At 43.6% G+C, this 24111-nt stretch carries 31 protein-coding genes and 1 pseudogene; 12 read left to right on the top strand and 20 right to left on the bottom strand.

The window, feature by feature from the left end; genetic code table 11:
- Positions 1-20 precede the first annotated feature (20 nt).
- From E5329_RS11000 to E5329_RS10985, 4 genes are all read right to left on the bottom strand, one after another.
- Positions 21-1265, bottom strand: coding sequence for an MFS transporter (locus E5329_RS11000; protein WP_135989588.1), 1245 nt, complete (start codon positions 1263-1265; stop codon positions 21-23).
- 97 nt (positions 1266-1362) lie between these two features.
- On the bottom strand, positions 1363-2532 hold the full coding sequence (locus tag E5329_RS10995) for a helix-turn-helix domain-containing protein (RefSeq protein WP_135989587.1): 1170 nt from the start codon (positions 2530-2532) through the stop codon (positions 1363-1365).
- Positions 2514-3848: an RNA-binding domain-containing protein gene (locus tag E5329_RS10990; RefSeq protein WP_135989586.1), complete on the bottom strand. Its 1335-nt coding sequence runs from the start codon at positions 3846-3848 to the stop codon at positions 2514-2516. The genes E5329_RS10995 and E5329_RS10990 overlap by 19 nt, the downstream gene beginning before the upstream one ends.
- Positions 3849-3970: 122 nt before the next feature.
- The gene (locus E5329_RS10985; RefSeq protein WP_135989585.1) at positions 3971-4348 is read right to left on the bottom strand and encodes a TnpV protein; all 378 of its coding nucleotides are present in this window, start codon (positions 4346-4348) and stop codon (positions 3971-3973) included.
- A gap of 639 nt (positions 4349-4987) precedes the next feature.
- On the opposite strand from E5329_RS10985, the gene E5329_RS30605 reads away from it, so the two are divergent.
- The 8 genes from E5329_RS30605 (at position 4988) to E5329_RS10945 (ending at position 10522) form a co-directional block, all read left to right on the top strand.
- Entirely contained in the window at positions 4988-5224 is a 237-nt protein-coding gene (locus E5329_RS30605; protein WP_275443193.1) for a hypothetical protein, read from the top strand.
- A gap of 907 nt (positions 5225-6131) precedes the next feature.
- Positions 6132-6434: a plasmid mobilization protein gene (locus E5329_RS10975; protein WP_135989584.1), complete on the top strand. Its 303-nt coding sequence runs from the start codon at positions 6132-6134 to the stop codon at positions 6432-6434.
- Entirely contained in the window at positions 6435-7211 is a 777-nt protein-coding gene (locus E5329_RS10970) for a relaxase/mobilization nuclease domain-containing protein (RefSeq protein ID WP_135989583.1), read from the top strand.
- Complete coding sequence (locus E5329_RS10965; RefSeq protein WP_135989582.1) at positions 7193-7492, top strand: hypothetical protein; 300 nt, start codon at positions 7193-7195, stop codon at positions 7490-7492. Before E5329_RS10970 ends, E5329_RS10965 begins: the two co-directional genes overlap by 19 nt.
- Positions 7493-7545: 53 nt before the next feature.
- Positions 7546-8442 (top strand): ParB/RepB/Spo0J family partition protein, encoded by an 897-nt coding sequence (locus E5329_RS10960; protein ID WP_135989581.1) that lies wholly within the window; start codon positions 7546-7548, stop codon positions 8440-8442.
- A gap of 9 nt (positions 8443-8451) precedes the next feature.
- Positions 8452-8736: a transposon-encoded TnpW family protein gene (locus E5329_RS10955; protein WP_135989580.1), complete on the top strand. Its 285-nt coding sequence runs from the start codon at positions 8452-8454 to the stop codon at positions 8734-8736.
- Positions 8737-8821: 85 nt separating this feature from the next.
- Positions 8822-10126 carry a recombinase family protein gene (locus tag E5329_RS10950; protein WP_135989579.1) on the top strand — a complete coding sequence of 435 codons (1305 nt, stop codon included), beginning with the start codon at positions 8822-8824 and terminating at the stop codon, positions 10124-10126.
- A gap of 54 nt (positions 10127-10180) precedes the next feature.
- Positions 10181-10522 (top strand): DUF4368 domain-containing protein, encoded by a 342-nt coding sequence (locus tag E5329_RS10945; RefSeq protein WP_135989578.1) that lies wholly within the window; start codon positions 10181-10183, stop codon positions 10520-10522.
- Positions 10523-10919: 397 nt separating this feature from the next.
- Here E5329_RS10945 and E5329_RS10940 read toward each other — a convergent pair whose 3' ends face one another.
- The 4 genes from E5329_RS10940 to E5329_RS10925 all read right to left on the bottom strand — a co-directional run bounded on the left by E5329_RS10940 (position 10920) and on the right by E5329_RS10925 (position 14287).
- Positions 10920-11120 carry a cysteine-rich KTR domain-containing protein gene (locus tag E5329_RS10940; RefSeq protein WP_135989577.1) on the bottom strand — a complete coding sequence of 67 codons (201 nt, stop codon included), beginning with the start codon at positions 11118-11120 and terminating at the stop codon, positions 10920-10922.
- 19 nt (positions 11121-11139) lie between these two features.
- Positions 11140-12558 carry an MATE family efflux transporter gene (locus E5329_RS10935; RefSeq protein ID WP_135989576.1) on the bottom strand — a complete coding sequence of 473 codons (1419 nt, stop codon included), beginning with the start codon at positions 12556-12558 and terminating at the stop codon, positions 11140-11142.
- Positions 12518-13570: a GNAT family N-acetyltransferase gene (locus tag E5329_RS10930; protein ID WP_275443192.1), complete on the bottom strand. Its 1053-nt coding sequence runs from the start codon at positions 13568-13570 to the stop codon at positions 12518-12520. Before E5329_RS10930 ends, E5329_RS10935 begins: the two co-directional genes overlap by 41 nt.
- Positions 13571-13759: 189 nt before the next feature.
- Positions 13760-14287, bottom strand: coding sequence for a PadR family transcriptional regulator (locus tag E5329_RS10925; protein WP_135989575.1), 528 nt, complete (start codon positions 14285-14287; stop codon positions 13760-13762).
- 123 nt (positions 14288-14410) lie between these two features.
- Here E5329_RS10925 and E5329_RS10920 point away from each other — a divergent pair.
- Positions 14411-15458: pseudogene (locus E5329_RS10920) on the top strand (MATE family efflux transporter).
- A 105-nt stretch (positions 15459-15563) separates the two neighbouring features.
- Here the strand turns inward: E5329_RS10920 and E5329_RS10915 are convergent.
- The 4 genes from E5329_RS10915 to E5329_RS10900 are packed head-to-tail and all read right to left on the bottom strand — an operon-like array spanning position 15564 to position 17501.
- Positions 15564-16172, bottom strand: coding sequence for an L-2-amino-thiazoline-4-carboxylic acid hydrolase (locus tag E5329_RS10915; RefSeq protein WP_135989574.1), 609 nt, complete (start codon positions 16170-16172; stop codon positions 15564-15566).
- 27 nt (positions 16173-16199) lie between these two features.
- Positions 16200-16364 carry a cysteine-rich KTR domain-containing protein gene (locus E5329_RS10910; RefSeq protein ID WP_135989573.1) on the bottom strand — a complete coding sequence of 55 codons (165 nt, stop codon included), beginning with the start codon at positions 16362-16364 and terminating at the stop codon, positions 16200-16202.
- 17 nt (positions 16365-16381) lie between these two features.
- Complete coding sequence (locus E5329_RS10905) at positions 16382-17020, bottom strand: DUF998 domain-containing protein (RefSeq protein WP_135989572.1); 639 nt, start codon at positions 17018-17020, stop codon at positions 16382-16384.
- Between the two features lie 13 nt (positions 17021-17033).
- Positions 17034-17501 carry a hypothetical protein gene (locus E5329_RS10900; protein ID WP_135989571.1) on the bottom strand — a complete coding sequence of 156 codons (468 nt, stop codon included), beginning with the start codon at positions 17499-17501 and terminating at the stop codon, positions 17034-17036.
- Positions 17502-17621: 120 nt separating this feature from the next.
- Between E5329_RS10900 and E5329_RS10895 the strand changes: the two genes are divergently transcribed.
- Positions 17622-18158 carry a PadR family transcriptional regulator gene (locus E5329_RS10895; protein ID WP_135989570.1) on the top strand — a complete coding sequence of 179 codons (537 nt, stop codon included), beginning with the start codon at positions 17622-17624 and terminating at the stop codon, positions 18156-18158.
- Positions 18159-18199: 41 nt separating this feature from the next.
- On the top strand, positions 18200-19009 hold the full coding sequence (locus tag E5329_RS10890) for an AraC family transcriptional regulator (RefSeq protein WP_135989569.1): 810 nt from the start codon (positions 18200-18202) through the stop codon (positions 19007-19009).
- A 105-nt stretch (positions 19010-19114) separates the two neighbouring features.
- On the opposite strand, the gene E5329_RS10880 is transcribed toward E5329_RS10890, so the two are convergent.
- The 6 genes from E5329_RS10880 to E5329_RS10855 all read right to left on the bottom strand — a co-directional run bounded on the left by E5329_RS10880 (position 19115) and on the right by E5329_RS10855 (position 22069).
- Positions 19115-19243, bottom strand: a complete 129-nt coding sequence (locus tag E5329_RS10880) for a cysteine-rich KTR domain-containing protein (RefSeq protein WP_135989568.1) — start codon at positions 19241-19243, stop codon at positions 19115-19117.
- Between the two features lie 7 nt (positions 19244-19250).
- Positions 19251-19667, bottom strand: coding sequence for a YjdF family protein (locus tag E5329_RS10875; protein ID WP_135989567.1), 417 nt, complete (start codon positions 19665-19667; stop codon positions 19251-19253).
- 1 nt (position 19668) lies between these two features.
- Positions 19669-20196: a PadR family transcriptional regulator gene (locus E5329_RS10870; RefSeq protein WP_135989566.1), complete on the bottom strand. Its 528-nt coding sequence runs from the start codon at positions 20194-20196 to the stop codon at positions 19669-19671.
- 129 nt (positions 20197-20325) lie between these two features.
- Positions 20326-21039, bottom strand: coding sequence for a conjugal transfer protein (locus tag E5329_RS10865; protein ID WP_135989565.1), 714 nt, complete (start codon positions 21037-21039; stop codon positions 20326-20328).
- A 2-nt stretch (positions 21040-21041) separates the two neighbouring features.
- Positions 21042-21674: a CatB-related O-acetyltransferase gene (locus E5329_RS10860; protein WP_135989564.1), complete on the bottom strand. Its 633-nt coding sequence runs from the start codon at positions 21672-21674 to the stop codon at positions 21042-21044.
- A gap of 131 nt (positions 21675-21805) precedes the next feature.
- The gene (locus tag E5329_RS10855; protein ID WP_120409864.1) at positions 21806-22069 is read right to left on the bottom strand and encodes a CD3324 family protein; all 264 of its coding nucleotides are present in this window, start codon (positions 22067-22069) and stop codon (positions 21806-21808) included.
- A gap of 434 nt (positions 22070-22503) precedes the next feature.
- Between E5329_RS10855 and E5329_RS10850 the strand changes: the two genes are divergently transcribed.
- A complete protein-coding gene (locus tag E5329_RS10850; protein WP_275443191.1) occupies positions 22504-22890 on the top strand; it encodes a helix-turn-helix transcriptional regulator in 387 nt (128 codons plus the stop codon).
- A 54-nt stretch (positions 22891-22944) separates the two neighbouring features.
- On the opposite strand, the gene E5329_RS10845 is transcribed toward E5329_RS10850, so the two are convergent.
- Together E5329_RS10845 and E5329_RS10840 are read right to left on the bottom strand one after the other, a co-directional pair.
- Positions 22945-23322 carry a group II intron maturase-specific domain-containing protein gene (locus E5329_RS10845; RefSeq protein WP_275443190.1) on the bottom strand — a complete coding sequence of 126 codons (378 nt, stop codon included), beginning with the start codon at positions 23320-23322 and terminating at the stop codon, positions 22945-22947.
- A gap of 280 nt (positions 23323-23602) precedes the next feature.
- Positions 23603-23902 carry a group II intron maturase-specific domain-containing protein gene (locus tag E5329_RS10840; protein WP_275443204.1) on the bottom strand — a complete coding sequence of 100 codons (300 nt, stop codon included), beginning with the start codon at positions 23900-23902 and terminating at the stop codon, positions 23603-23605.
- Positions 23903-24111 lie beyond the last annotated feature (209 nt).

Genomic DNA, 24111 nt, shown 5'->3' with positions numbered 1-24111 from the left:
TCTGTAAGAGCCGGTATAAATTATTGTGTCATCTCGTCATCGCCCGTTTCATACACCCTGCGCACGTCCTTACGCCTGCCCCAGATCAAAAGCCAACTGGCAAGCATGGCGATGGCACCGCCGATCGTGACACACCACCGATAGTCGAGAATTTCCCCAAGAAAGCCCATCATCAGGGAAAAAACGCTGGCTCCGGCGGTGATCAGTACGTCGTCAAAAGCATTGATACGAGACCGAAGTTTTTCGGGAATATAGCGCTGCACAGCTGCGCTTCGCAGAATTGCGCTGTTGCTCCCGAGGAATCCACAGATCCCACGGTTGACCAGCATCAGCGGATAGGGCAGCCAAAGCAGGCACATGTCCATAGATTCATAAACCTGATAGACAAAAAACACGAGGCCGTACTTCTTCTTATCAGGGATCTTGATTCGGTATTGCAGCGCACTGCCAATTGTCCGTCCGGCGAATTCTACCACGGAAAATGCTGAGTACATAGCGGCAGTGAAACCCGGAAAAGTGCGAAAGAACGCCACCAAAATGGGTGAAAAACCACTGGCAACACCGTTTGTAACTGCCATATATTCGTAGATACTGCGAAGACCACGCTCCTCCTTTAAGTACTGCACTGCCTCCCGTATATCACCAGCCCAAGCCTGTAGAGAGTATGGTGTACGGTGTTGTCGTTCTGTTTCGTCCAGATGGATAAAGCTCTCTGTGATGGCTGCTGCAAAAGAGAGACCACTTTGAGCGATCAAAATCCATGCGACGCCGAGCGTGTCCAGAAGAACAGCAGCCAACGGCGCCATGATGACCTTCAAAACCGGATAGAGCATGGAGGACACCGCGTAGCCTTTTTGCTCTGCGCCTTCCGGAATCAGTTCCGGATAGATGCTGGTGAATGCCAACTCATCCACCGCGCCAATGCAAGCCAGCAGCAAAGACACCGCAAGATAACCTACATAGGAAAAATTAAAAAATAGCAGCCACAGACCCATTCCGGCCAGCAATACAGCGTTTGCGATATCGCCTGCTACCAGAAATGATTTGCGGGGTAGCCGGTCCATGAACGGCGCAATCAAAACCGGGAGTAAAAGATGTGGAAGGAGCTGGATTGCTACAATCAGAGCCGAGGCCAATGTACTGCCAGTTTCATCAAACACCAAGAACGCTAATGCAAAACCGCCTACGATTGCGCCAACTGTGCCAATAGCTGATGCAAGAATCACTAAGCGGAAGTTCCGCGTCCATAGTTTCGCTTCTTTCATATGTATCACCTCTGCAAATAGTGTAGCAGTTCGGTGAGATAAATAATAGCCCGCATATTTGGGAAAGTTCCTCTGAATATGCGGGCTAAATTATGCTTTATAATGTTTTTTCAGGAAACTCCTCCAGCAGTTCGCAGGCTTTCTTATATTGCCTGGTTGCTTTATACCATTCCAGCACCCAAGGCAAGTGGAAGATTGCAAAGCCAGAGGGCAGTTCTCTTCGGAGGCGGGTAAAGCTTTCCAAAAGCAGCGTGCCATAATCCTCTCGTGAGAGATAGTCCGGGTGCTCCACGCGATACCGAACGAGAGAAAGAAGCTGCATGGCAAGGGAGCGATCCATCTCGTCGGTATCCATGCCTTCGGCCCGTTTCAATGTGCTGAGGGCCATCTCCCGCCGTCCGGTCTTTTCACAGCAGATCGCCAGCTTGTGCAGTGACATCAGTGAAGGCTGTTCCTGCCGGGAGAACCATGTGTAGGCATCCTCATAGCGTCCTGTCTCAATCCACGCCGATGCTGTGTTATAGCCAATGGCCCCAAGGGCTCTCTGATCTTGCAAATCCTCAGCCAGCCGCTGCGCCACCCGATATTGACGCTCCATGTTGGGAAGATCCTGCCGATTGCAATATGCGTTGCCGAGGAAGAGCTTCGCCTCCAGCATGATCCGCACCGCACCTTCCCTGCTTGCTAAGTCATAAGCAGTCTGCAGCGCGTCCACTGCGGATGAGTAGTTTCCGGCTTTATAGTCGGCCATGCCCAGCGTCAGGTAGGTATATGCGTTAGGCATGAGTTGCACCGCCTCAATTTCCCGCCCTTGTAATATCCGTTGCAGGGCTAATTGCCGTGTATCCATGCATGCTTCCAATGCAGTATCCAACGGCTTTTCGGAAGAAAGCAACGTCAGATCCAGCCACGCAGGAACAGCTCGATAGCGTTCTATGTCCTTTTCATGTAGCAGATGTCGTAGCTGATTAAACCTACCGTCAAACAGCAGCTCCCAACCCTGCATTGCTAATTCAGCAGCTTCTTTCTCAATTCTTTGATCGCTTTTTAACTCAAGCCGCTCCAGGAGGAGACGCAAAACCTCTTCTGACGGATCTGCTTTGCCGGTTTCAATCTTGGACAGATACGATACTGTACAAATTCCTTTGCACAGCCCCGATTGACTCCAATTTCGCCGAAGCCGCTCACGATAAATGATATAGCCTAGGTAATTCATATAATTATAAACACCTTTCTTTGGAAGATTGATTATTTCAGCACTTCCCATCTCGGCTCCTGCTTGGAGCCGACACGCTGGATATATCCTTTGTCTCTTAAGGAATTCAACGCCCTCTGTACCGTTCTGACCGTTTTGGATATCTTGTCAGCGATTTCGCCGCGTGAAGAATCTGGCTTTTGCTTTAGAATAGCAAGAACAGCCATTTCTGTTCCGTTCAAAGTGACATCCAAAGTGACGCTGGGAATGTCACTTTGACGCTGCGGCCTATACAGGGTGAACTTGAAGCCAAGCTCATCGCTCTCGTAAGAAAAGCGGATTCCGGCATCCTTGCACAAACTGTTGATACGCTTAAAACCACTTCCGAACTGTTCGATCGACTTATTGAGATAAAGGATTTTGGCAGTCGTGGCGTTTCGGATCACGGATTCGTAATTGCCCTTCATATAGTCTTCCGGCTTGTGATTGCTGGCATATTCGTCGAGTCTGTATATGGTGATCATTCCGGGATGAATACAAATCTCGTGATTCGTGCGGCTATTGTAAACCGCATGGGCAAAGCTGTTGGTCAAAACTTCTCTGATGACCGCCACGGGGATTTCCGGTATCTCAGTTCTCTCTGTGCCGATGATTTCGCTTCTCCACCGGATGTTTTTCAGTATGTAATCCTCAGCCATTCCGAGAAGATTATAGATGTTATCCTCAAACAGCTTCATATCAAGGAAAGTGAGCTTTTCGTCCGTCGCAAATATGGCGGCTTTCAGCGTGACGAGATGCGTGCTTCCGAAAAGGTACTCACCCGCATTGTTGAGGTTGTCGCCATTGACAAGCCCATACCGCTTCAGGATGACCGGGCAAGTATATCTTCCCTCAGGTATTCTTCCGAAGGAAACGGCTTTTTGCCAAAACGATTTGACAGTATTCTTATCGACCTGTTTCGCCGATGCGGTAGAGGGAGATTTTTCCCACTTTTCACGGTATTCGTTTGAAACGAAGAAGTTTTTCAGTTCTTCTGGCGTCACCTCTCGAGCCTCGTCGGAGGTCCGAAGATAATACCTTCCAGCGGCGGAATACGGTGTATTATTACCGTTGAATTCTACCTTAATCAAATGTTTTCCGTCCAGAACGACTTCCTCAATGGCAGGATAGATCTGTGGCCGTATGCTTTCATATACGGATCGTGACACATCTCTGAGCGAGGATTCGGACACATCCTGACCGCAGATGTCACCATTAGGCTTTACACCAAAATAGAGCGTTCCGATCCCATGCTTATTCAGGATGGATGAAATAGAGATCATCGCCTCTTTCATTTCTCCTGTTGTCTTCTTGAATTCAAGTGTTTCTGTTTCTTTTCCTAAGTTCATATCCTGCCCCTCGCTTTCCGAAGTGACATTATCATACCACGTAGTGACATATTTGTCACCATAAAAATGTCAGTTCGATCGCAAAAATGGACAGCGGGGATTGCTCCCCGCCGCCCGGTTCATTATGCGTAGATCAGACTGTGATTTACGATCTCTATTGCCCTGTCCCGGATGTTGTTCATCCGTTGCACCCACAGCATTTGATCCTGCGCCTTGAGCTGTTCGGTGACGCCCTCACGCTCTGCCATCTGTTTTATCAGCAGGAGCATTTGCTCCGTCGCCTGCTCGTTGATGTCGTCAAGGTAGGTATTCAGCCTGCCGCTGGTCAGCAGTTTCGTGTACAGGGTTTTGCGCTCTGTTTTGATGTATTGCAGGTGCCGCCGGCCCCAAATACCGATAGGTCTTTGCTCTTGAGCCGGTACTGTCAGACAGGGGAAATAATAGTCGCCCCGCAGTTCGTACCACAATCCGTTGTTTTCGTCATAAATGGTCTTTTCCATTGTGAAATCCTCCTATATAATAACTCCGTTGATGTATTCGCACATATGTCACAGGCTCCCGATCGCCACACCTTGTTATATCCTGTTATGGGATTTTCTTGCCCTTGCTTTTGCCCTTATGAGCTGCGCGGGCGTCGTTGAAATGGTGTAACGTTTAATAAAGGGATTCGGTGAGCAGATTGCGAAAAATCCTTTGTTTTCAAAGGCTTCAGAGGATTTCATAAAAGCCCTATAATCACTGGCGGATGCCTATGATTTCGGGGATTTCAAATTCCTGTTTGTCGAGAAGTCAAGAATAAAAAGAAATCGGAATTTCATAAGGAGAGGATAATGGTTAAAGAAGTAAAATGGACAAGATATTTATGACTGAGCCTGCTCTCATTTGCAGCATTTATGCTTGAATATCTGTCAATATTCATAATTGAAGTTATAATTCTGCATGTAGACATACAGAATTATATAATGCAGCAAAGAAGTATTCATTGTATCATAATGGTTTTTATGTGGGCGTTTTTCATTGGCGTTCTCCTGCTTTTTTCAAGGAAGCATTATCATTTTCCAGAAAGGGGAAGCAAAAGGGATAAGATTTCCTCGAAAAGTTGGATCGTAACGCTTGCTTGTTTCATTGGTTGCAAAATTATGACTTTCATTGATTGGCATACATTAAAGCTTGTCGGAGAAGCACAGGGTAAAACCATATTCCAATTTTGCGCGCAATATTTATACTATATATTTGAAGTAATGCTTGTCATTCTAATCATAATATACGGGCAAAAAGCAATTGAATCCTTGTTGCAAAAAGAAAGTCCAATTCCTTTTGGTGGTATTATTTTAGCTATGACATGGGGGCTTTTCATTTCGTATCAAGAGGAGTAGGACTAGAAATATGGAACGGAATTTCTACTATGATATTTTCTGTTCTTAGTGGAGTAATGTATTTAAGATTAAATAGAAAATGCTTGTATAGCTATCTTTTCATCGCTATGGGATATTTGCTATAATCTCCCATTTATCGGGCGGACAACATATCACCAAAAAGCCAGACACATAATACGCAGAGTTGGCAGGCTTGTGAGCAATCACAGCCTGTCGGCTCTGCTCTTTTATCCAAAGATAAACGAACATGATTTTATTTGAAATTAAATAGTATTCCCACCTTCCGAAAAAATATCCAAAAACTTTTTGGAAAGTATTGACAAACACTTATTTCATTCAGTATAATAAAATACTCTTTTATGAGAACCACAACCAATTACATATCCTCACAGAATTTTGGAGTACAGCTTTACGCCGTACACGCCTGCGGTATGCGAACAGTAGATACCGCCGCTTTTGAAACTGCTTCGAACTGTCGGCAACAGATAAGCGTAACAGACAGTTTCGACTTTGAATCTCAAAGCCGGTTACATCATTGTGAAACCAAAACCGCAAGGGATAAGTCTATCCTTTTGTATTGGTCGGCACACATTGATGTGCCGGCTTTTTTGCTGCCCAAATGCCGGTTACAACTAAATGACCGGCTGGATGGGATATGATTTTGCGATAACCTCTTTTTTTCGGAGAGTAAGCGAAACAACGCCGCCTGAGACGGGGGCAGGGACAGAAAAACGACATTCAGACAGACCGGCGGAAAACAACAGACCGTATGCGGCAGAAAGGGTGTCGCATACCGCAGCAAGCAGGGAAACTGTATCGACAGTTTCCGCCCCAACCGGCTTTAAGAGCCGATTGCCCTTTGGGGAATCCCCCAATCCCCTCAAAAATCCAAGAAAGGACTGATGTTATGAATGAAGCCAAGAACAAAAATTTATTTATCCGTGTGAGCGAACAAGAGAAAACTATCATTGAGCAGAACGCCAAAAGGTGCGGGCTTTCCGTGTCAGAGTATCTCCGCCAGCGTGCTTTGGGGTTTATGCCAAGAGCCGTCCTGCCCGAAGTATTTTTCTCTTTTAATGATAAGCTGGATGAACTCTGCGTCGCTGTCGAGGGCAAAATCACGACGGATACGGAAGAAAAAATAAGCAGACTCATTGACCGCATTACCGAAGAACTGATACTGCCAAAACGTGAAAGGCTGGTGGTATAAATGGCGACTACCGGCTTCTGGCCTGTCAAAGACAGGCTGAAGGAAGTGATTGACTATGCCAAAAATCCCGACAAAACCATAGATAAAAAGTATGTGGACAGCGATTTATACGCCGCCCTGCGATATGTTTCCAATGACAAAAAGACCGACGAGCGTATGTATGTCAGCGGCGTCAACTGCAACGCAAAGCGTGCGTATGAGCGTATGACGGCAACGAAAAAACGCTTCGGGAAAACAGGCGGCAATGTGGCATACCACGGTTATCAGAGCTTTCAGGCCGGCGAAGCCACGCCTGAAGAAGCGCACAAAATCGGACTGGAAACCGCAAGACGGATGTGGGGAAACGAGTATGAAGTTGTTGTTACCACACACCTTAATACAGATAATGTCCATAATCATTTTGTTGTAAACTCTGTATCCTTTCAGACGGGCAGGAAGTTTGAAAACCACATCTCCGACCACTACCGCCTACGGGAAATCTCCGATGCCGTATGTTTGGAACACGGGAAAAGCATCTTGAAAGACGCAGAGTTTTACGGTGGGAGCAAAAAAGAATATTGGCAGAAACAAAACGGCGGGCTGTCACATCGGAAGATTTTGAAAGCGGATATTGACGCCGCCCTCGCCCAGTCCGCCAACTTCAAAGCCTTTGAAACCCGTTTAAAGGATATGGGCTATGAAATCTGCCGTGGTGAAAACTTCGCCCATTATTCCGTGAAAGGGACAGGCTGGCAGAGGGCAGTCCGCTCTCCCACGCCATGCGGCAGGAAATTGTAAAATTAGATAAAACGCTGAAAGAATACAAGTTCCTATGCGGGAACAACATTGATTCCCCGCAGGAGCTTGTTTCTTTTATCAGTGAAAAGCGTGGGCAGATTTCCGATTTGGAAAAAGAACGGCAGTCAGTTTACAACCGCAACCGCCATAAGAAAAGTGAGGAATTAAATGCACAGGCAAGGGAAATCTCCGCCAAGATAAAACCTCTGCGGAAAGAATTATCCCTTGCAAAGGCTGTCCTTGAAAAAATACCGAAGCTTAAAGAAGTAATTGAAGCCTAACGGCAGGCGGAAACTGCCGTTATAACAAAAAATAGGGAAAGAAGGTATGCACGATGACAAATAGCAAAATTAAAACCAATACCCCGCCGAAGAAAAAGGCAGCGAATATCCAAGCAGATAAACTCCATATCTTTGAGGGACATCCCTTTAAAGTACTGGATGATGAAGATATGGGCAGTCTTATCGAAAGTATCAGACAGCAAGGCATTATCTCCCCACTGATTGTAAGAGCGATTGAAAGCACAGATGAATATGAAGTGATAAGCGGACACAGGCGTTTACACGCCGCCGTCAAAGCAGGGCTTTCCGAAGTTCCAGTCTTAATTTATCCCCTTGACCGAAACGAAGCGATGATTGCCGTTGTAGACAGCAACCTGCACCGTGAAAGGCTGCTCCCAAGTGAAAAAGCCTTTGCCTACAAAATGAAAATGGATGCAATGAAAGCACAGGGCAGGAGAACGGATTTAACTTTGTCGCAAGCTGCGACAAAGTCAGATACCGCCGCCGAAATAGGAAAATCACAGAATGAAAGCCGTGACCAAGTATTCCGCTATATCCGTCTGACTTACCTTATCCCCGAACTGCTTGACAAGGTTGACGAGGGCATTGTCGCACTCAGCCCCGCCGTGGAACTCTCCTACCTCTCCAAAGAACAGCAGAAAATACTGCTTGACGCAATGAGCCTGAATGACTGCACACCCTCCCACGCACAAAGCATCCGCATGAAGAAACAGGCGCAGCAGAATACTCTTTCTTCGGACGGTATTTATGAAATCATGTCGGAGGAAAAAGGCAACCAGACCGAACGTATCAGCTTTAAAGTACAGGATTTAAAGGGATTTTTCCCGAAAAACTTTACGCAGAAACAGATGACGGACACGATTCTAAAGCTGCTTTATGAGTACAACAGAAAACTGGAACGAAGCCGCAGAAGCCGTGAGGAAAGGTAAGGTGGCAGTATGAAAAAATTAGAAACCTTTACAGCCAGTCCAAATGTAGTCTATATGCTGCCGCATGAGCCGATAGATGAAAATGAGAAAATCAATTTATCGCAAGAGGTACTGCCCCGCAGTCCCGAAATCCGCATTGAAAACAGAAAATTAGTACGTTTCAGCGGTGAAAACGAGTTTTCATTAAAAATTGGCGGCACGACCTACGAAGTCAATACCCATTTCAGCAAGAAAGGAAACCAAAGCGTATTGGAGCAGTTTAAAGAACTGATACTGTCCGAAAAGCTGGTTTAATATTGCACATTGGAAAAAGATAACTGGATATAGTAAGATAACCCTGCCTTTGCTATGCCCGGTTGTCAGAAAGGAGCAAAAAATTATGGCAACAGCAACGAAAATAAACGGGCAGACCGAAGAAAAAATCACAGCTTTGTATTGTAGGCTGTCGGTTGACGATGATAATAAAGACGAGGAATCCAATTCCATAACGAACCAAAAGCAGATTTTACAGGATTACGCCCGCAAAGAGGGATACAACAACACCATGTTCTTTGTGGACGACGGCGTGTCGGGGACGACCTTCCAAAGACCAAATTTTATGCGTATGGAACGTACGGCGGAAAACGGTGAAATCAGCACGATTATCGTAAAAGACCTTTCCCGCTTCGGGCATGAGCAGGTGGAAATGGGCAGGCTTACGCAGGTGGTGTACCCTTCCCACGGCATCCGCTTTATCGCCATACAGGAGCGTGTGGACACTCTGACCGGCGACGGCGTGGAGATGATGCCCTTCCACAATATTTTCAACGAATGGTATGCGGCGCAGACCTCTAAGAAAATCCGTGCAGTGTGGCAGTCCAAAGCGGAACACGGCGAACGTATCGCTTCTATCGTGCCCTATGGGTACAGAAAATCGGAAGATAACCCAAAACAATGGGTAATCGACGAACCGGCGGCGCAAACCGTAAGGAAGATTTTTGCCCTTTGCCTTGCAGGGAAAGGCCCGATGCAGATTGCAAGGCAGCTTGAGGAAGAACAGATACTCTCCCCCGCCGTCTATTTTGAATCCATCGGCAGGAAACATGCGCAGAAAGTCCCCAAAAACCCTTATGGGTGGGAACAGGCGACCGTTGGCTATATCCTTGAAAACAGGCAGTACACCGGCTGCGCCGTCAATTTCAAAAGCACTACCGTCAGTTACAAAGTCCATAAGAGAATCCAGCACAGCGAGGAAGACTACCAAATCATACCCGACATGCAGGAAGCCATCATCCCCGAAGAACAATGGCTGAGAGTGCAGGAGCTTCGGAAACACAAGCGCAGGCCGACAAAAACAGGCAGGACAATCCTTTTCTCAGGACTGCTCTACTGCTACGACTGCAAATCGAAAATGCACTTTGTCGCCGCCAAGAGCATGAAACGGAAACAAGAACATTTCCGCTGTTCCCAATATAAATCCGGCAGAGGAAATTGTGCTATGCACTATATCCGTGATATTGTCCTTGAAAGGCTTGTGCTGGAAGCTGTCAGCGACTTATCCGATTTTGTACGCTGTTATGAGCCGGTATTCCTGTATCTGCTGGCAAAGAAAAACAACGCCATGCGGCAGAAGGAATACCAACAGCTTCAGAAAGCGATGGAGAATGGTACAAAAGCGGATAGCAGAAATCGACAGGCTGATTGAAAAGGTATTTGAGCAGAACGCAGGCGCGTACTCTCTGATGAGCGGTTTGCTAAAATGCTTCAAAGCTATGAAAAGGAGCAGAAATCACTGACGCAAGAAGTGGAAGAAAACCGCCAGACCTTGCAGAACGCCGAACAGCGGGTAATGGATTTAAGGCTTATCTTACGCACTTTGCGGGAGATAACCGACATTAAAGAGCTTACCCCTACGCTTGTCAATTCGCTGATTGAGCGTATCGAAGTCCACAACAGCGACAAGTCCAGCGGTCACAGCCATGTGAAGGTGGATATTTATTTTACAGCGGTGGGTATGATTGATATTCCCACCGAAAAAGAAATCCTTGCCACAATGGAAGAAATACGGAACAACCCGCAGGACTTCAAATTTGTGGCATAACAAACGAATACAGTGTAATCCCTTTTATAGAGTTACACTGTATCCTACATAAAAACATCCTTATCTGGCGACAGCAAAGGCTGTCACGCCCTCACGGTTTATAAATATAATTGTTCTTATATGCAGAGATTTGACTTCTACTTCTTGGGTAGAAAGCCCCCTTGCACTGACAAAGATTTTTTTAACAGGCTGTCCACCCATCTCCGATATGATATATGTATATGGAACTTGCTATTTGCAGGCAATAAAAATCCCTCCAAACTTGAAACAGGTTTGGAGAGTGCTTGTTAAGTCTTTCGGGCATAGCAATACCGCCCATCAAATCGCCATTTTTTTTATTTGGTGGACGTGCCTACCTTTGGTTATGTAAAAAGAAAAGCCGACAAACTGTGATTGCTCACACGTTCATCGACTCTACATCTAATGTGTCTGGCTCTGTGATGACTATTGTTTGTAGATTTCTCACTTCTATCAATCTTTCCTGCCTGCATTTCGGACAGTAGAGAGGATAATTATTTATCAGAATAGTATCCTCTCTTATTCTGCTGCGGGTTTTACTCCCGCAGACAGGGTATAATATCCATTCTGTCTGTTTCAATTTCTTGCCTGCCTTTCTTTCAAAAATAATTGTATTGTTTCCGATGCCTGCATATCAGATATACCGTCAGCATAAGCGTGAAAAGCTCCGCAAACGGTACTGCAAGCCATATGCCCGTTACCTCTAAAAATCTCGGCAATGCCAAAAGGAACACCGTAATAAATCCAAATGTCCGCAGGAAAGATATGGTTGCCGATGCCTTTCCATTCGATAATGCCGTAAATAAAGCGGATGAAAAAATATTGCATCCAGAGAACAGAAAGCTGAATGAAAAAATGACAAATCCTTTCTTTGTAATTTCAAAAACATTCCTGTTATTCTCGGCAAATACCTTTGCAATGCTTTCTCCTCCAAGCAGGGAAAATAAAAATACAAATATGGAAATCCCCACTATAAAGCTAAAACAGATACGGACGGTCTTTTTTAGCTGTTTTACATTCCCGCTCCCATAGTTATAGCTTACGACGGGGGCTGTACCCATAGAAAAGCCAATATAAAGCGTTGTTAAGAGGAACTGCGAATAGATGAGTACTGTAATGGCAGCTATGCCGTCCTCGCCTAGCAGCTTCATCATTGTTACATTAAACAGAAATGTCGTTACGGCAGTCGAACACTGGCTTACCAGTTCCGACACACCGTTGGAGCAGCTTTTCAGCAAAACAGATACGTCCATGTCAGGCTTGCAAAAGTGCAATTCACTTCTTCCTGGCGGTAACGCCTCCTCCCTTCGGTCAGCGGCAATTCGGTCGCCGCATTCCAATTCGGCTCCGCCGAAGCGGCTTCCTCTCAGAAAAAATATTGTACCGATAATTGACGGTATTATATATCCAATGCCTGTCCCAATAGCAGCTCCCTTGATTCCCATTTGCAGTAAAACGATAAAGACATAATCAAAAACCATATTGGCAATCCCCGCCAAAACAGCAAGCACTAAACCTAATGTCGGCTTCCCCGCCGTCACAAACAGATTCTGATATAAAACCTGCATCATGTTACAGACGGCAAACATGAGCTGTATCGTCAAATAATCTTTGCAATATGGGAACAATATTTCACTCGCCCCCAATCCCCAGATGATTTCATCCAAAAAGAGAAGCCCTGCCGCTGTAATCAGCAGACCGATAACCGCCCCTGCCACGACAATCAACGTAAAATTGCTTCTGGCTTCCTCTGTGTTTCCATTCCCCATTTTCTTCGCAACGACCGCACTTCCTCCTGTCGCAAGCATCGTCCCCAGACCGACAATCAGATTGATGACAGGGCAGACAATATTGATGGACGACAAAGCGTTCGTGTCTACAAACCGTGCGACGAAAATCGTGTCTACAATGGTGTATAATCCCATAAACAGCATCATCACCATGCTTGGGAAAGCAAATCGGATAAGGGATAGGGCGTTAAAGCTCTCTGCTAACGGGTTTTTCTGTGTTTCGGTCATTCCTTGTTTCCCCTTTCCTGCCCGTATTTTCGGGCATAGAGGTATACCCTTGCGGTATTTCCCCCTTATTGCCGAATGGCATAAAGGTATCCCCGAAGGGGGGTTCCTCCTTGTTTTTCGGTGGAAGCACGAAACGCTGCGTCGGATAGCCATATTCCACAAGCAATTCCCGTTCTGCAAATCCAAGACGGCGGTATTCTTCCCGCCAGCCCGTATCTGCCTTATCGCCTGCACGGTATGTCGTCAACGTAATCTCTTTCCCGCAAAGCAATTCTTCTGCCAGCTTATCAAGGAACAGCTTTGTAATGCCGAGATGCCGATACTGCGGATGGACAGCCAGAAAGTCTATGCTGCCTGTGTCGGACGAAAATCCCATCACGCCAATAGCCATATGGTAATGCCCCCTCCTTTCGGTCGGCGGCAATTCGGTCGCCGCATTCCAGTTCGGCTTCGCCAAAGCGGCTCCCTCCCGTAAAATCAAAGCCTTTTTATCCGCAATATACTGATGCAGGTTTGCGGCGTAATCTTCCTTATCCAGACATGGATAGCCGTCAATCGTGAGGCTTACCAGTTCCATCCAGTCATCCACATCTTCGGGCATGGCAAATTTAATATTGTCTTTTGTTAAATCCATTTTTACAAGCTCCTCCTTCAGATAGATTTCAAGCTGTAACGGGTAGAAATTTTCCATTTCCCGAAATTGGGCAGGGGAAGTCTTATACATCGCCTTAAAAATATCCGTAAATGCCTGCTGGCTTTCATAACCGCTCATAAGGGCAATCTCGATAAGCGGTTTTGCAGAAAATACCAGAAGTTTTGCCGCTTCTGTAAGCTGCCGCCGTTTTGCGTAGTCATGGATAGTCAAGCCGACGGTCTTTGTAAAAATCCGATGCAGATGGTATTTGGAATAGTGCAGTGCCGATGCCACCATATCTAAATCCATCTTTTCATGCAGATGTTCTTCGATATAGCGGATAGCCTGTGAAACAATGCGTACTGTCTGACCTTGCATTTTGCAACCTCCTTTCTTCATTTTTGCCCATGCTTTATGGGCATAGAGGTACACCCTTGTGGTGTTTCCTCGTTTTGCCCTCACAATTTAAGCATTATGATATGTCAAATCGGGGGTTCAATGAGATATTGTAGCACAAGGAGTTTTCTATCTTTTCATCATTCTTGCTATGTTTTAAACCATCTACATTTACAGCATTTCTTCTTTCAATGCCCTTATCCATTCTTCGATTGCCTGCACTAATCGAAATTGCTGATGCAGAACTGCCATGCCCGTGGCAGGAATATCGGGGGCGTTTTCTTTTAAGTCCATGTTCTCCTCAAGATAGGATTTCAGCACATTGATATTGCTCTCAATATTATCCAGACATTCCCTCTGCTGTTCCTTTTCCATGCTTTCTAAATTAACGATAACCGCATTAAAATCCAAGAATATGTTAATCGGCTTGCAGGATATTTCAAGCATCAGCTTCTCAAATTCCTCATTTCCTGCATCCGTCAAGGAATATACCGCCTTTTCGGGCATTTTTCCCTCTTTTTCCGTGCGGCTTGTAATAAGCCCCTTTTCTTCCAACTGGATAACCTTTTTGTATATAGATGGTGTGCTGATTTTTACCCATTTTGAAATGTTGCGGTATTCCACCAGTTTCTGAATATCGTATGCACTCAAGGATTCCCGTTTCAACATTCCCAGTACAATCAAGTCAATGGTCGCCATTTAAAATCCCTCCTTTTTCTATTGACAACTACTATAAATTATAGTATTATAATCCCTGCAACGCAATTACTATATTTTATAGTAATATAAATAACACTATTTGTCAAGAGAAAGGAGTTCAAAATGAACAGTCAAAGTAAAAAGATGGAGCTGCTCGGCAGCACATCCATACCAAAAGCACTTTTAGCAATGGGCATCCCAACAATGATTGGCATGTTGGTAAATGCTTTCTACAACCTTGTTGACGCTTATTTTGTCAGCGGGTTAGGGGAGAGCCAGATGGGGGCAATCTCCGTGGTCTATCTATGTGTTTGATTTAGGCGTGGCAGGAGCAGCGATAGCAACCGCAATCTCACAAGTCGTTTCAACCTGCGTATATCTGACCTATATTTTTCGCAAAAAAAGCGTATTCCATTTTCGGGTTAAGGACTGCACATATACAAAAGAAACCCTCTCCGAGGATACCTCTATGACATTCGTCAGCACTAAGGAAACCATGTCTGAGATTTTCAAAATCGGCATCCCGACATTGATATTCCAGATTTTAACGAGTGTGTCCATTTCCTTAATCAACAATGCCGCTGGCGATTACGGGGACTCTGCCATTGCAGGCATGGGCGTTGTCACCCGCCTTATCTCAATGGGCAGCTTGTCCGTATTCGGGTTCATTAAAGGCTTTCAGCCCATTGCTGGGTACAGTTACGGGGCGAAGAAGTTTGACCGTCTGCGTGAAGCAATCAAGACTTCCATCCTATGGTCTACGGCTTTCTGTGTGATTTTTGGCGTGATACTGGCTCTGTTCCCTACTGCTATCGTCTCTCAATTCACAAAGGGCGATGCCGAGATGATTCGCATCGGGGCAGCGTCTTTGAAGGCAAACGGCATTTCCATTATGCTCTTTGGATTTTATACGGTGTATTCTTCCCTGTTCCTTGCTTTGGGAAAGGGCAGAGAGGGATTTATCCTCGGAGCTTGCAGACAAGGGATTTGCTTTATCCCCGTTATCCTGCTTCTTCCGATTGTCTGGGGGCTAAATGGAATTATGTATGCCCAGCCGATTGCCGATGTGCTTTCCGCAGTCATAACGGTATTCATGGCGATACCTTTCCACAAAAAATTGAATAGCATGCAGAAACAAACTTCCGCAATAAGCACGAAAGACAACGACTAAATTTTTATCTTTCTGACAAACAGAGCCGACGGGCTGTGAGGTTTCCCACAAGTTCATCGGCTCTGCATCTATGCGTCTGGCTCTCTAATGGCTTTACTTGAGTATCTAATTTCCATGAATGAAATGAAAGTCACAGCAATTAGCGCCTCCCCCTATTGTTCCCATGCGTTCAAATCTAATCTTAGGTTCATATCCCGAAAAAGCAGTTATATCACTTTGACAAAAAACTGGACAAAGTTCTGGACAGCAATATTTCTCACACATATCTTTGTAAAGACAACGGACTATATCAAAATGAATTTCTCTATTATCATGCCTTTTCCATTCTACCGTAAACCCCTCTGTTGGGTACTTTTTGCTCATATGCGATTTGGCAAACATTTTAAATAAACCATATGTAAATGGCATTTTTGTAAGTTTAGCATTTTCTTCCGCTAAGCTGTGAGCATTATGCTGTATTTCCTTATGGGCAATCATAAATGCTTGTTCTTTGGTAAAACCCTGTTCAATAAGGGTTAAATATACACCCATGATTGGCAGCAATCTTTTGAAAATATGCTGATTTATTTCGTCATTCTCGGATTTTGCTTCTCTATCGTTTAGATTCGTATATTTTTCACACATTAAAATATAGAGCTGTTTCCCTTGTTCATTTCCATATTCCTCAGTTAAATCATCGTATAGAAAACTGAAATCTGTTTCTTTATAGTCCATAATCTTATCTCCGTTTCATGCAATCATTTATTTATCTATAACTGTTACTTTCAGATGTTTCGCTTCAATCAGCATTTCCTGCTTACATTTTGGACAATAAAGCGGAAAATTTAGCAGGACTGTATCTTCTCTGATTTGATTACGGGTTTTATTTCCGCAAACAGGGCAGTGTACCCATTCTGTTTTTTCCATTTAACCACCTCACCATCTTAGGACAGCAGATTATGGACAGCCTTGTAAGCAAGCGGAATATACATACAAAGTAAAGACAGCCGTTCCCACAATCCCTCATATTTCAACACGGTGTTTTGAAACTGCTCTTTATCTCCCATAATAAAGCAGACAAAGAAAATTAATGCCAAAACAAAAGAAATAACACATACAATGCCGAAAATGATATTGTTCTGCTTAAATGCTAAAATCCCGTTCAGCAGTGGAAAAAACAATAATGCTATAAATCCGATTGCCGCACTTATTCCGTGTACTTTTGAAGCGGCAGTAACAATGTCTTTGTTTTCATTCACATGGAATATTCCCGAAACCAATCCTGCTCCGACAGCAAATGTCCCCAGTGAAAACAACAGTAAAACTGATAGGATTGGAAAGCCTTTTTTCGTAGTAAAAAAATATGCAGCCGCTGTAAATGCCAGAAAACATCCAAGCCATATTAACCATGTATTATAAATAACACGAACGGGGCTTTGCAGACTTCCCAACGCACTCATTGCCATTGTTTTACTGTTGTACCCATCATAATACCGACATAATATCCACGGAAGAAAAAACTCGCCAATGACTGTAAAGAGTATAATTGAATGAAATAACTTACTGTTTATTATATTTCCCATTTTCCAATCACTCCTAATATCTCTCTATTTCTCCATGAAAATTATGGGCTTTTTCAAGCAGCGGTCCTTTTGCTCCCATTGTAAAGGCAATATCACTGCTGCGGATTGACAACAGTTCCATTCCAGACTGTAATTCTAAAACGTCCAACGTATTTTGCGGCAACTTAACCGTTCCATCCTTATCAATGTTAATCCACGCATATTTACGCCCTTTATATCGGGTAAACTCGCCCTCGGAAAGCTGGCAGTCCCTTAACGCAGGGCATTCCTCCAATATATGGCTGAGTTTTGAATTTGACAGCAGCGGATATGTCGTCACGCAGAAACCGCCTGTTATTTTGCTTCCCGTAAAAATTATCACTTTTCCATCCCGCAGTGCATCATATTCCAACAATGCCTGTGGCGGGATGTGTATTGTTAAATCGGGGTTTATAAGGGAAAGACCAAATACAAATTTACCCCCTTTATTGAGCTGCGGCATAAAAAACCTCCTTTCCAGTATTCCTTTTTCTACATTGATATGTTATAATAGTAGTGTCTACAAAAACTACTTTATATATAAAGTACTACAAATATAATGCAATGTCAAGGAGGAAAAAATATGCTGTCCAAACCTGCCACAATGCTTTTAGGTTTCATATACGAAAAACCACTTAACGCATACGAGATAATAAAACTCTTAAACTACATGAATGTGAAATGGTGGTTTAATATCGCTGATTCAACGGTATATTCAACCTTAAAAACCCTTGAGAAAAAGGAATTTATATCTGGCACTACCGAGAAAGTCGGAAATATGCCAGACCGCACCGTTTACAAACTTTCTGATAAGGGGAAAAGCGAATTTATAAACACTTTAAAAGCATCAATCCTGCAATTCAACTACGATACAAACATCTTTTCTATTGCCGCTTTTTTTCTAAGTACATTTACACCTGATGTACAGCAGGAACTTTTGCAGGAGCGGCTTAATATTCTGCAAAAGTACCGTGCAGGGATTGAAAAACAAATCAATCCGTTATGGGAAAATGAAGTTTCTTCCGCCCATTCTGCAAATGTAAAAAGAATGATTGACCTTGTAGATGCTGAAATAACAGGGACAAACCGTTTACTTGAAAGCTGCAATGCCAACATATAACACAAGTCCATGAAATGGATAACAGACCGTGAGGAAAACCTATGACTACAAACAATATCCGCTATTTATATCATGCAGAAACAGGCATTGAGCTGATTTTCTGCAATAATTCAACTATATCCTACCCACTGCATAATCACATTTCCGTACTGACAATCGGCATCATACTGGACGGCTCCGTAGTCCTTACAACGAATAAGGAAACAAGGACTTATAAGCAAAACGAAACATTTACAATATTTCCGTATGAACCACATAGCATTTCGGCACATGACAGCTATACCCTGCTTACCCTGTGCATTGATAAGAATGCTGTAAACAACGCAAATGTTATCACTATACAAAAACGTATCGGGCTTCTTCTGATGCAGGCTCTGAATATAGGAAAAATTAGCCACTATCAACTATTACAGCTATTAAACTGTCTGGATGAAACCTCGGATTCTTCAAACTGGCGGCTTAAAAACCATCCCCCGTATATCCACGACTTAAAAAGGCAGTTGGAATTATACCCAGAATGTAAACTTACTGTCGAGGAAATGGCACAAAACGTTTTTATAAGCAAATACCACTTTATCAGAAGCTTCAAGGCAGAGGTAGGGCTTACGCCGCACCAGTTCCAAATCCAGAACCGCATCCGTAAGGCACAACGCCTAATCCACGAAGCCGATACAATAACCGAAGTAGCTTTGACCACGGGTTTCTGCGACCAAAGCCACTTCATAAAGCAGTTTGAAAAACAGGTAGGCTTGCCGCCTTTAACTTATAAATATTCTTCTGGAATTATCCCCCCAAATACTTCTATATCCTCTGGGGCACTCGTGCCATTCGCCGATACGAAAGAGACATAACCAGATAGGGCTATTAGCAGAGGGCGGGCATAAATTTTGCGAACAGGCAAAGCCCGTCATCCCCTGCAATCACTTCATGCGGTACGCCTATGGGAAATATAGATATTACACCCGCGTTTCCTGCTTACATTTCGGGCAGTACAACGGATAATTTATTAATACCGTATCTTCCCTTATCCTGTCACGGGTCTTATTAGAACAAATGGGGCAGCGCACCCATTCTCTTGCTATCATCAGAACATTACCTCCCTCTGTGCTTTGCTTTTTTCTTTTCCTGCCGCAGAGCGAATTGCCGCTCTTTCTCTGCTTCTTTCTGTTCTCTGGACTTCACTTTCCGTTCCAGTTTCCCTTGTTCATGTTGGAGTTTTAAGGCTTGCCTCGCTTTCGTTCCAATTCCCTTATTTTCCAACTGGGTGTTGATTTCCCTCTGCATACGCTTGGGATTGATTTTTCGTTCTTCGGTTTTTTCTGTTTTAACTGGCGGGCTGAATTTCAGCTTATGCCAGTTTTTGAGCAGAAAATCATACACCTCATAATCTTTCGGCTCTGCGCCGAACGTAATCTTGCAGACCTCATACTTGTCGCCATCTATGCGCTCAAACAATCCTATCCAAAAGGGATTTTCAAACAGAATTGTCAAGCTGCTTTTCATCACCATGCTATAGGCTTCCCCTAAACTGGCTTTCAAATTTATCAAGCCATTCTAGCAGGGATTGGTATAACAAACGCTGCTGTTCAAAAATCGCTTTCCCACCCAATGGAATATCTGGATAGCTGGCGGCATATTCGTCAATGGATTTTGCTGAAGCCGTAAGATTGTCCCGCAGCTTCTTTATCAAATCCAGTGCTTTTTCCCTGTCCATTTTGTTTAAGTTTGTAATGACAACATTGAAGTCAAACAGCAATGGGACTTTCTGGCTTGCGTAAGTTTTCATAAGCTGCCCAAAATACGCCCGCCCCTTATCCGTGATGGAATACACCGCTTTATCAGCGAATTTATCCCCTTTCACAATATTGCTCTCTAAATAGCCTTGCTCATTCATTTGAAGCACTTTCCGATAAATGGACGGGACGCTAATCTTTGTCCATCTTGAGAGATGATGGTATTCCACATCTTTCTGGATGTCGTATGCGCTTTGCGGTTTCTCCATAACAATTCCGAGAATTACCAAATCTATGGATGACATATTCTCACCTCCGTTATTACTATTATCAATATTACTATTGTTGATAGTAAAAGTCAAGAAGAATTTATCTGACTGCCATCCATTTATATTACCGCTCTCTGCCGCTAATTATTTCCATACAATTAGGATTTAGGAACTTGCCCGCATATCGAATTGAAATTCTTTTATTTCTCCAAACCTATTATCTAACACATAAAAAACCTTATGTGCCTGAACAGAATATACAAAGGAAACCCTCGTTGCCCATATTCCCTCCTGCCGAACAGATTCTAAGATTTTGAAGGCATCCGTGACCGAAAAATTATCATTCTGCTTTTCCAGTTGTTCCTTTGCCCTTTCAAACCTGTCATCTCCAGACACAATATATGGTCTGGTTATTTCTGGATTGAGTATGGAATAATTCGTTATCAGAGAATATCTTTTCTGTTCAAAACGGTGTCCAATCCCTGGCTCAATCATTAGCACACGCCCTTTCCTGTCTGAAAACATCGCCTGCATAGTAGCGTCTTTGGCATATACAATTTCTTGGTTCTTTACAATGCGGCAGGCATCCCCAAATGACAGTTCTCCTTTGACGTACTGTTCCGTCAAATCAGAAATTGCAACACACCCTGCATCAACAGAATACCTTCCCTTTTCGTTTCCATTTACATAAAGCAATGTCCCGACATTCCCGTTCCTGTTTACTCCATGAAAAGAATGGTACTTATTGTCTGGCATTTTTATCCCGATGAAAAATCTGTCTTTTTCTGTGATGACTGTATGCGTCCACACGGAAAGGTCGATGTCAAAGTTAAATCCAACGACGGTATCATTTCCGTTATATACAAATCTTGTACACATATTTACACCTCTTTCAGTTGTTCCATACATCCCGATTGTATTGCCTTTATGTTCCCTGCAATCTTTTCTTCCGACCAGTCCCACCATCTCATTTTAAGTAATTGCTCTATTTTTTCATCAGAAAATCGTCTTTTTATTGGTTTTGCAGGGACGCCGCCCACAATGGTATAGGGCGGCACATCTTTCGTGACAACCGCACGAGTTCCAATAACTGCTCCATCTCCAACCGTCACGCCTGCTAAAATAACCGCTTCATACCCAATCCATACATCATTCCCGATGTTTATATCTCCTTTATTATCCCATGCTTCTGTGACACTCTTTTTCTCAAGCCCCCATTCTTCAAAAAACAACGGAAACGGATAGGTGGATAAGGAATCCATCGTATGGTTTGCGCTGTTGAAAAGAAATTTTGCCCCGCAAGCAATAGAACAAAATTTCCCAATCTTGAGCTTATCGTAATTGATTGGATAATGGTACAGTACATTATTCCTCTCAAATTCCGCAGGGTCACTTATAAAATCGTTATACATCGTATAATCGCCAATCTCAATATTTGGATTAGTAACCACGTTTTTTAAATAGACAGTCTGTGTATCCCCTGTCCTCGGAAATTTTTTTTGTAAATCTGCCATCTTATTATCCTCCTGTCAATACATAATACACCGTAATTTTACCCTTTCGTTGATACATCCTCAATACATAGAATGATACAGAAATAATCAGTATAAAAGAGAGCTGCCATTGATACGGCAGCCCTCTCCAATTATTTCTGATATATTATTTTTCTTATAGCATATATCGAAAGATAATATTTATCCGCAAGTTTTTCAATAGAAACACCTCTGCGGTATTCTTCAATGATAGCTTTATTGCGTCTTGCAAGTTCTTTCCGATAACCAGACAATTCACCCCAAGATTTATGCTGTTCGTTCTTAACTGGAATATAAATATATCCTGCCTGGACATATTTTTGTAATTCCTCAATCAGCATGTCGGGGAGAATGTCATTTGCATTCACATATTTCATACGCAGGCTTCCTCCTTGATTCTCCTAAAGACCACATGAAATGTGCATTTATTAGGTTCTAATGTCAAGCAGCAAAGCCAGATATTTTATATCAGCGACTTATATTTCTCCATGCAAATGTCGCTTATTACACTGGCTTTGCATGGAGTAAACCTTTATTTTTTCTTTTTTTATTCCTACACATAATATCCTCCAAACGATAGCTTCACATCAAAGTATCAAATAAACTTTTTCTTCTCATATTCCCTTTCATCATTTTTCGATATGAAATAGGACTTTTTGTATTATAGCACTTTTTATATTTAAACTCAATCATCCAGTACTGTTTGTTCTCCTATATAGCATTTGTAGTTCCTATACATAGAAATTCTATCTCTTTTAATAGGAACTTCTATCTCTGTAAAATGGAACATAACAAATTTCAGAACAGGCGGTTGACATATGGAAAGGGAAGAAACAAGAAAAACAGATACGGATTTGACTTTACTCCGATGGGGCTTGACATCAAAACTTTTCGTGAAGCCCAAAAGATAACACGGGAGAAATTAGCGGAAACGCTTGATATTACGCCACGGCATCTCCAAGCAATCGAGCTGGAAGGGAAACATCCAAGCCTCGGACTTTTGGCATATATCGCAATAATATTCGATATGCCTATCGACCCTTACATATTTCCAGAGAAAGCTGACGCCAAAAGTGCCGTGTGGAAACGCTTGGATGTGCTTCTGGATAAATTGAGCGACAGGGATTTATCCATTCTTGAAGCGACCGCAATCGCCTTATGTAAGGATCGGGTAGGAGGCTACCCATTAGTTGAGTAGCCGACCTCCCACACCACTGTACGTACCGTTCGGTATACAGCGGTTCAATAGTTTTCACGATACTTTTAGATAATAGTCAAGCATGGATATATAGCCCAGCCTGGCTATTATTTTATTGGTAAGGGCAACTCTTAATATCTGCGCTGCCCTCCAGTAACCCTTCCGGCTGTTGGCTATCTGATGCACCTGCCATTCTTCGAGTTTCAACGCTCTTAAGTTTCGGTACCTCGTCTTCACCTTTTTCCATTGTTTCCAATAGATTGCCCGTATCCTGCGCCGGAGCCATTCATCTGTCTCCGCCATCAGTCCTTTCATGTCTGCAAGTTTGTAGTAATTTATCCACCCTCTGACATATTCCGCAAGTTTCTGTCTCCGGTAGTCATTGCTCCACCCTTTATTCCTTCGGGTTATCTCCCTTACTTTGGCCTTCATTTTACTGACCGTTTTGGGGTGTAGCCGGAATCTGCATTTCCCTTTGTTCCGATAAAACGCATATCCCAGATATTTTACCTTGCCTACATGGGTTACTGTTGTCTTGGCTCGGTTTACTTTCAGGAATAACTCTCCCTCTATGAATGGGATGATGTTTGCAAGCGTCCTCTGTGCACTCTTCCTGCTCCTGCAGAATATCAGCGAGTAAGTAGACCTGAGGAACCTCCCCTCAAGTCTCTCTCAGAACCGTACGTGAACCTCTCAGCTCATACGGCTCCCATCATCCAGCCGCTGGCAGTATCCCAAATTTCCAGTGTGCAAACAGGTTCCTGTCACGCTTTGCTATCTCTCCGAGCCAGTGTTCCGCCTTTCGTCTGGCCTTGCGCTTCTTATACTTCCTCCGCACCCATTTCACCAGACATCCATTGATGCACCTCAGCACATCATATAGTTCTGATTTATAGAAATGCGTGTAGCAATTAATCCATCCCTGTATCTGTCGGTTGAACATATTTGCTATGTCGTAGAGGTCTTTGTCCGATTTTAATTGCAGTTTCCATCCTCTTACCTCTTTGCGTATGGCTTTCTTTGCTTTCTCACTGATTGCCGGAAGGAAGTTTGTAAAGAACTTCCCATATCTGTTCTTTGCATATCTTGGACGGAATGCATATCCCAGAAAATCAAAGGAAATATTCTCATGATTCCCTCTCCGGTCATCGTCTTTGCAGTATACTTGTAGCCCAGCAAATTAAAGTTCCTGTCTCCCGCACAAAAACGTCAAATTAAAAT

Source organism: Petralouisia muris, assembly GCF_004793545.1.
GTDB lineage: Bacteria > Bacillota > Clostridia > Lachnospirales > Lachnospiraceae > Petralouisia > Petralouisia muris.
The sequence above is the reverse complement of the archived record's forward strand: the minus strand, read 5'-3'. Positions and strand labels throughout refer to the sequence as shown.

Excerpts from the sequence above, each read along its gene's own strand:
- E5329_RS10900 (WP_135989571.1), bottom strand. The coding sequence starts at position 17,501 with ATGCCGCAGCTCAATAAAGGGGGTAAATTTGTATTTGGTCTTTCCCTT.
- E5329_RS10965 (WP_135989582.1), top strand. The coding sequence starts at position 7,193 with ATGCGGCAGGAAATTGTAAAATTAGATAAAACGCTGAAAGAATACAAG.
- E5329_RS10925 (WP_135989575.1), bottom strand. The coding sequence starts at position 14,287 with ATGGCGACCATTGACTTGATTGTACTGGGAATGTTGAAACGGGAATCC.
- E5329_RS10905 (WP_135989572.1), bottom strand. The coding sequence starts at position 17,020 with ATGGGAAATATAATAAACAGTAAGTTATTTCATTCAATTATACTCTTT.
- E5329_RS30605 (WP_275443193.1), top strand. The coding sequence starts at position 4,988 with ATGACTTTCATTGATTGGCATACATTAAAGCTTGTCGGAGAAGCACAG.
- E5329_RS10950 (WP_135989579.1), top strand. The coding sequence starts at position 8,822 with ATGGCAACAGCAACGAAAATAAACGGGCAGACCGAAGAAAAAATCACA.
- E5329_RS10890 (WP_135989569.1), top strand. The coding sequence starts at position 18,200 with ATGACTACAAACAATATCCGCTATTTATATCATGCAGAAACAGGCATT.
- E5329_RS10860 (WP_135989564.1), bottom strand. The coding sequence starts at position 21,674 with ATGGCAGATTTACAAAAAAAATTTCCGAGGACAGGGGATACACAGACT.
- E5329_RS10935 (WP_135989576.1), bottom strand. The coding sequence starts at position 12,558 with ATGACCGAAACACAGAAAAACCCGTTAGCAGAGAGCTTTAACGCCCTA.
- E5329_RS10945 (WP_135989578.1), top strand. The coding sequence starts at position 10,181 with ATGCTTCAAAGCTATGAAAAGGAGCAGAAATCACTGACGCAAGAAGTG.
- E5329_RS11000 (WP_135989588.1), bottom strand. The coding sequence starts at position 1,265 with ATGAAAGAAGCGAAACTATGGACGCGGAACTTCCGCTTAGTGATTCTT.
- E5329_RS10870 (WP_135989566.1), bottom strand. The coding sequence starts at position 20,196 with ATGTCATCCATAGATTTGGTAATTCTCGGAATTGTTATGGAGAAACCG.
- E5329_RS10880 (WP_135989568.1), bottom strand. The coding sequence starts at position 19,243 with ATGATAGCAAGAGAATGGGTGCGCTGCCCCATTTGTTCTAATAAGACC.
- E5329_RS10930 (WP_275443192.1), bottom strand. The coding sequence starts at position 13,570 with ATGCAAGGTCAGACAGTACGCATTGTTTCACAGGCTATCCGCTATATC.
- E5329_RS10875 (WP_135989567.1), bottom strand. The coding sequence starts at position 19,667 with ATGGTGATGAAAAGCAGCTTGACAATTCTGTTTGAAAATCCCTTTTGG.
- E5329_RS10985 (WP_135989585.1), bottom strand. The coding sequence starts at position 4,348 with ATGGAAAAGACCATTTATGACGAAAACAACGGATTGTGGTACGAACTG.
- E5329_RS10955 (WP_135989580.1), top strand. The coding sequence starts at position 8,452 with ATGAAAAAATTAGAAACCTTTACAGCCAGTCCAAATGTAGTCTATATG.
- E5329_RS10855 (WP_120409864.1), bottom strand. The coding sequence starts at position 22,069 with ATGAAATATGTGAATGCAAATGACATTCTCCCCGACATGCTGATTGAG.
- E5329_RS10845 (WP_275443190.1), bottom strand. The coding sequence starts at position 23,322 with ATGAAGGCCAAAGTAAGGGAGATAACCCGAAGGAATAAAGGGTGGAGC.
- E5329_RS10960 (WP_135989581.1), top strand. The coding sequence starts at position 7,546 with ATGACAAATAGCAAAATTAAAACCAATACCCCGCCGAAGAAAAAGGCA.
- E5329_RS10910 (WP_135989573.1), bottom strand. The coding sequence starts at position 16,364 with ATGGAAAAAACAGAATGGGTACACTGCCCTGTTTGCGGAAATAAAACC.
- E5329_RS10895 (WP_135989570.1), top strand. The coding sequence starts at position 17,622 with ATGCTGTCCAAACCTGCCACAATGCTTTTAGGTTTCATATACGAAAAA.
- E5329_RS10970 (WP_135989583.1), top strand. The coding sequence starts at position 6,435 with ATGGCGACTACCGGCTTCTGGCCTGTCAAAGACAGGCTGAAGGAAGTG.
- E5329_RS10975 (WP_135989584.1), top strand. The coding sequence starts at position 6,132 with ATGAATGAAGCCAAGAACAAAAATTTATTTATCCGTGTGAGCGAACAA.
- E5329_RS10990 (WP_135989586.1), bottom strand. The coding sequence starts at position 3,848 with ATGAACTTAGGAAAAGAAACAGAAACACTTGAATTCAAGAAGACAACA.
- E5329_RS10865 (WP_135989565.1), bottom strand. The coding sequence starts at position 21,039 with ATGTGTACAAGATTTGTATATAACGGAAATGATACCGTCGTTGGATTT.
- E5329_RS10995 (WP_135989587.1), bottom strand. The coding sequence starts at position 2,532 with ATGGGAAGTGCTGAAATAATCAATCTTCCAAAGAAAGGTGTTTATAAT.
- E5329_RS10915 (WP_135989574.1), bottom strand. The coding sequence starts at position 16,172 with ATGGACTATAAAGAAACAGATTTCAGTTTTCTATACGATGATTTAACT.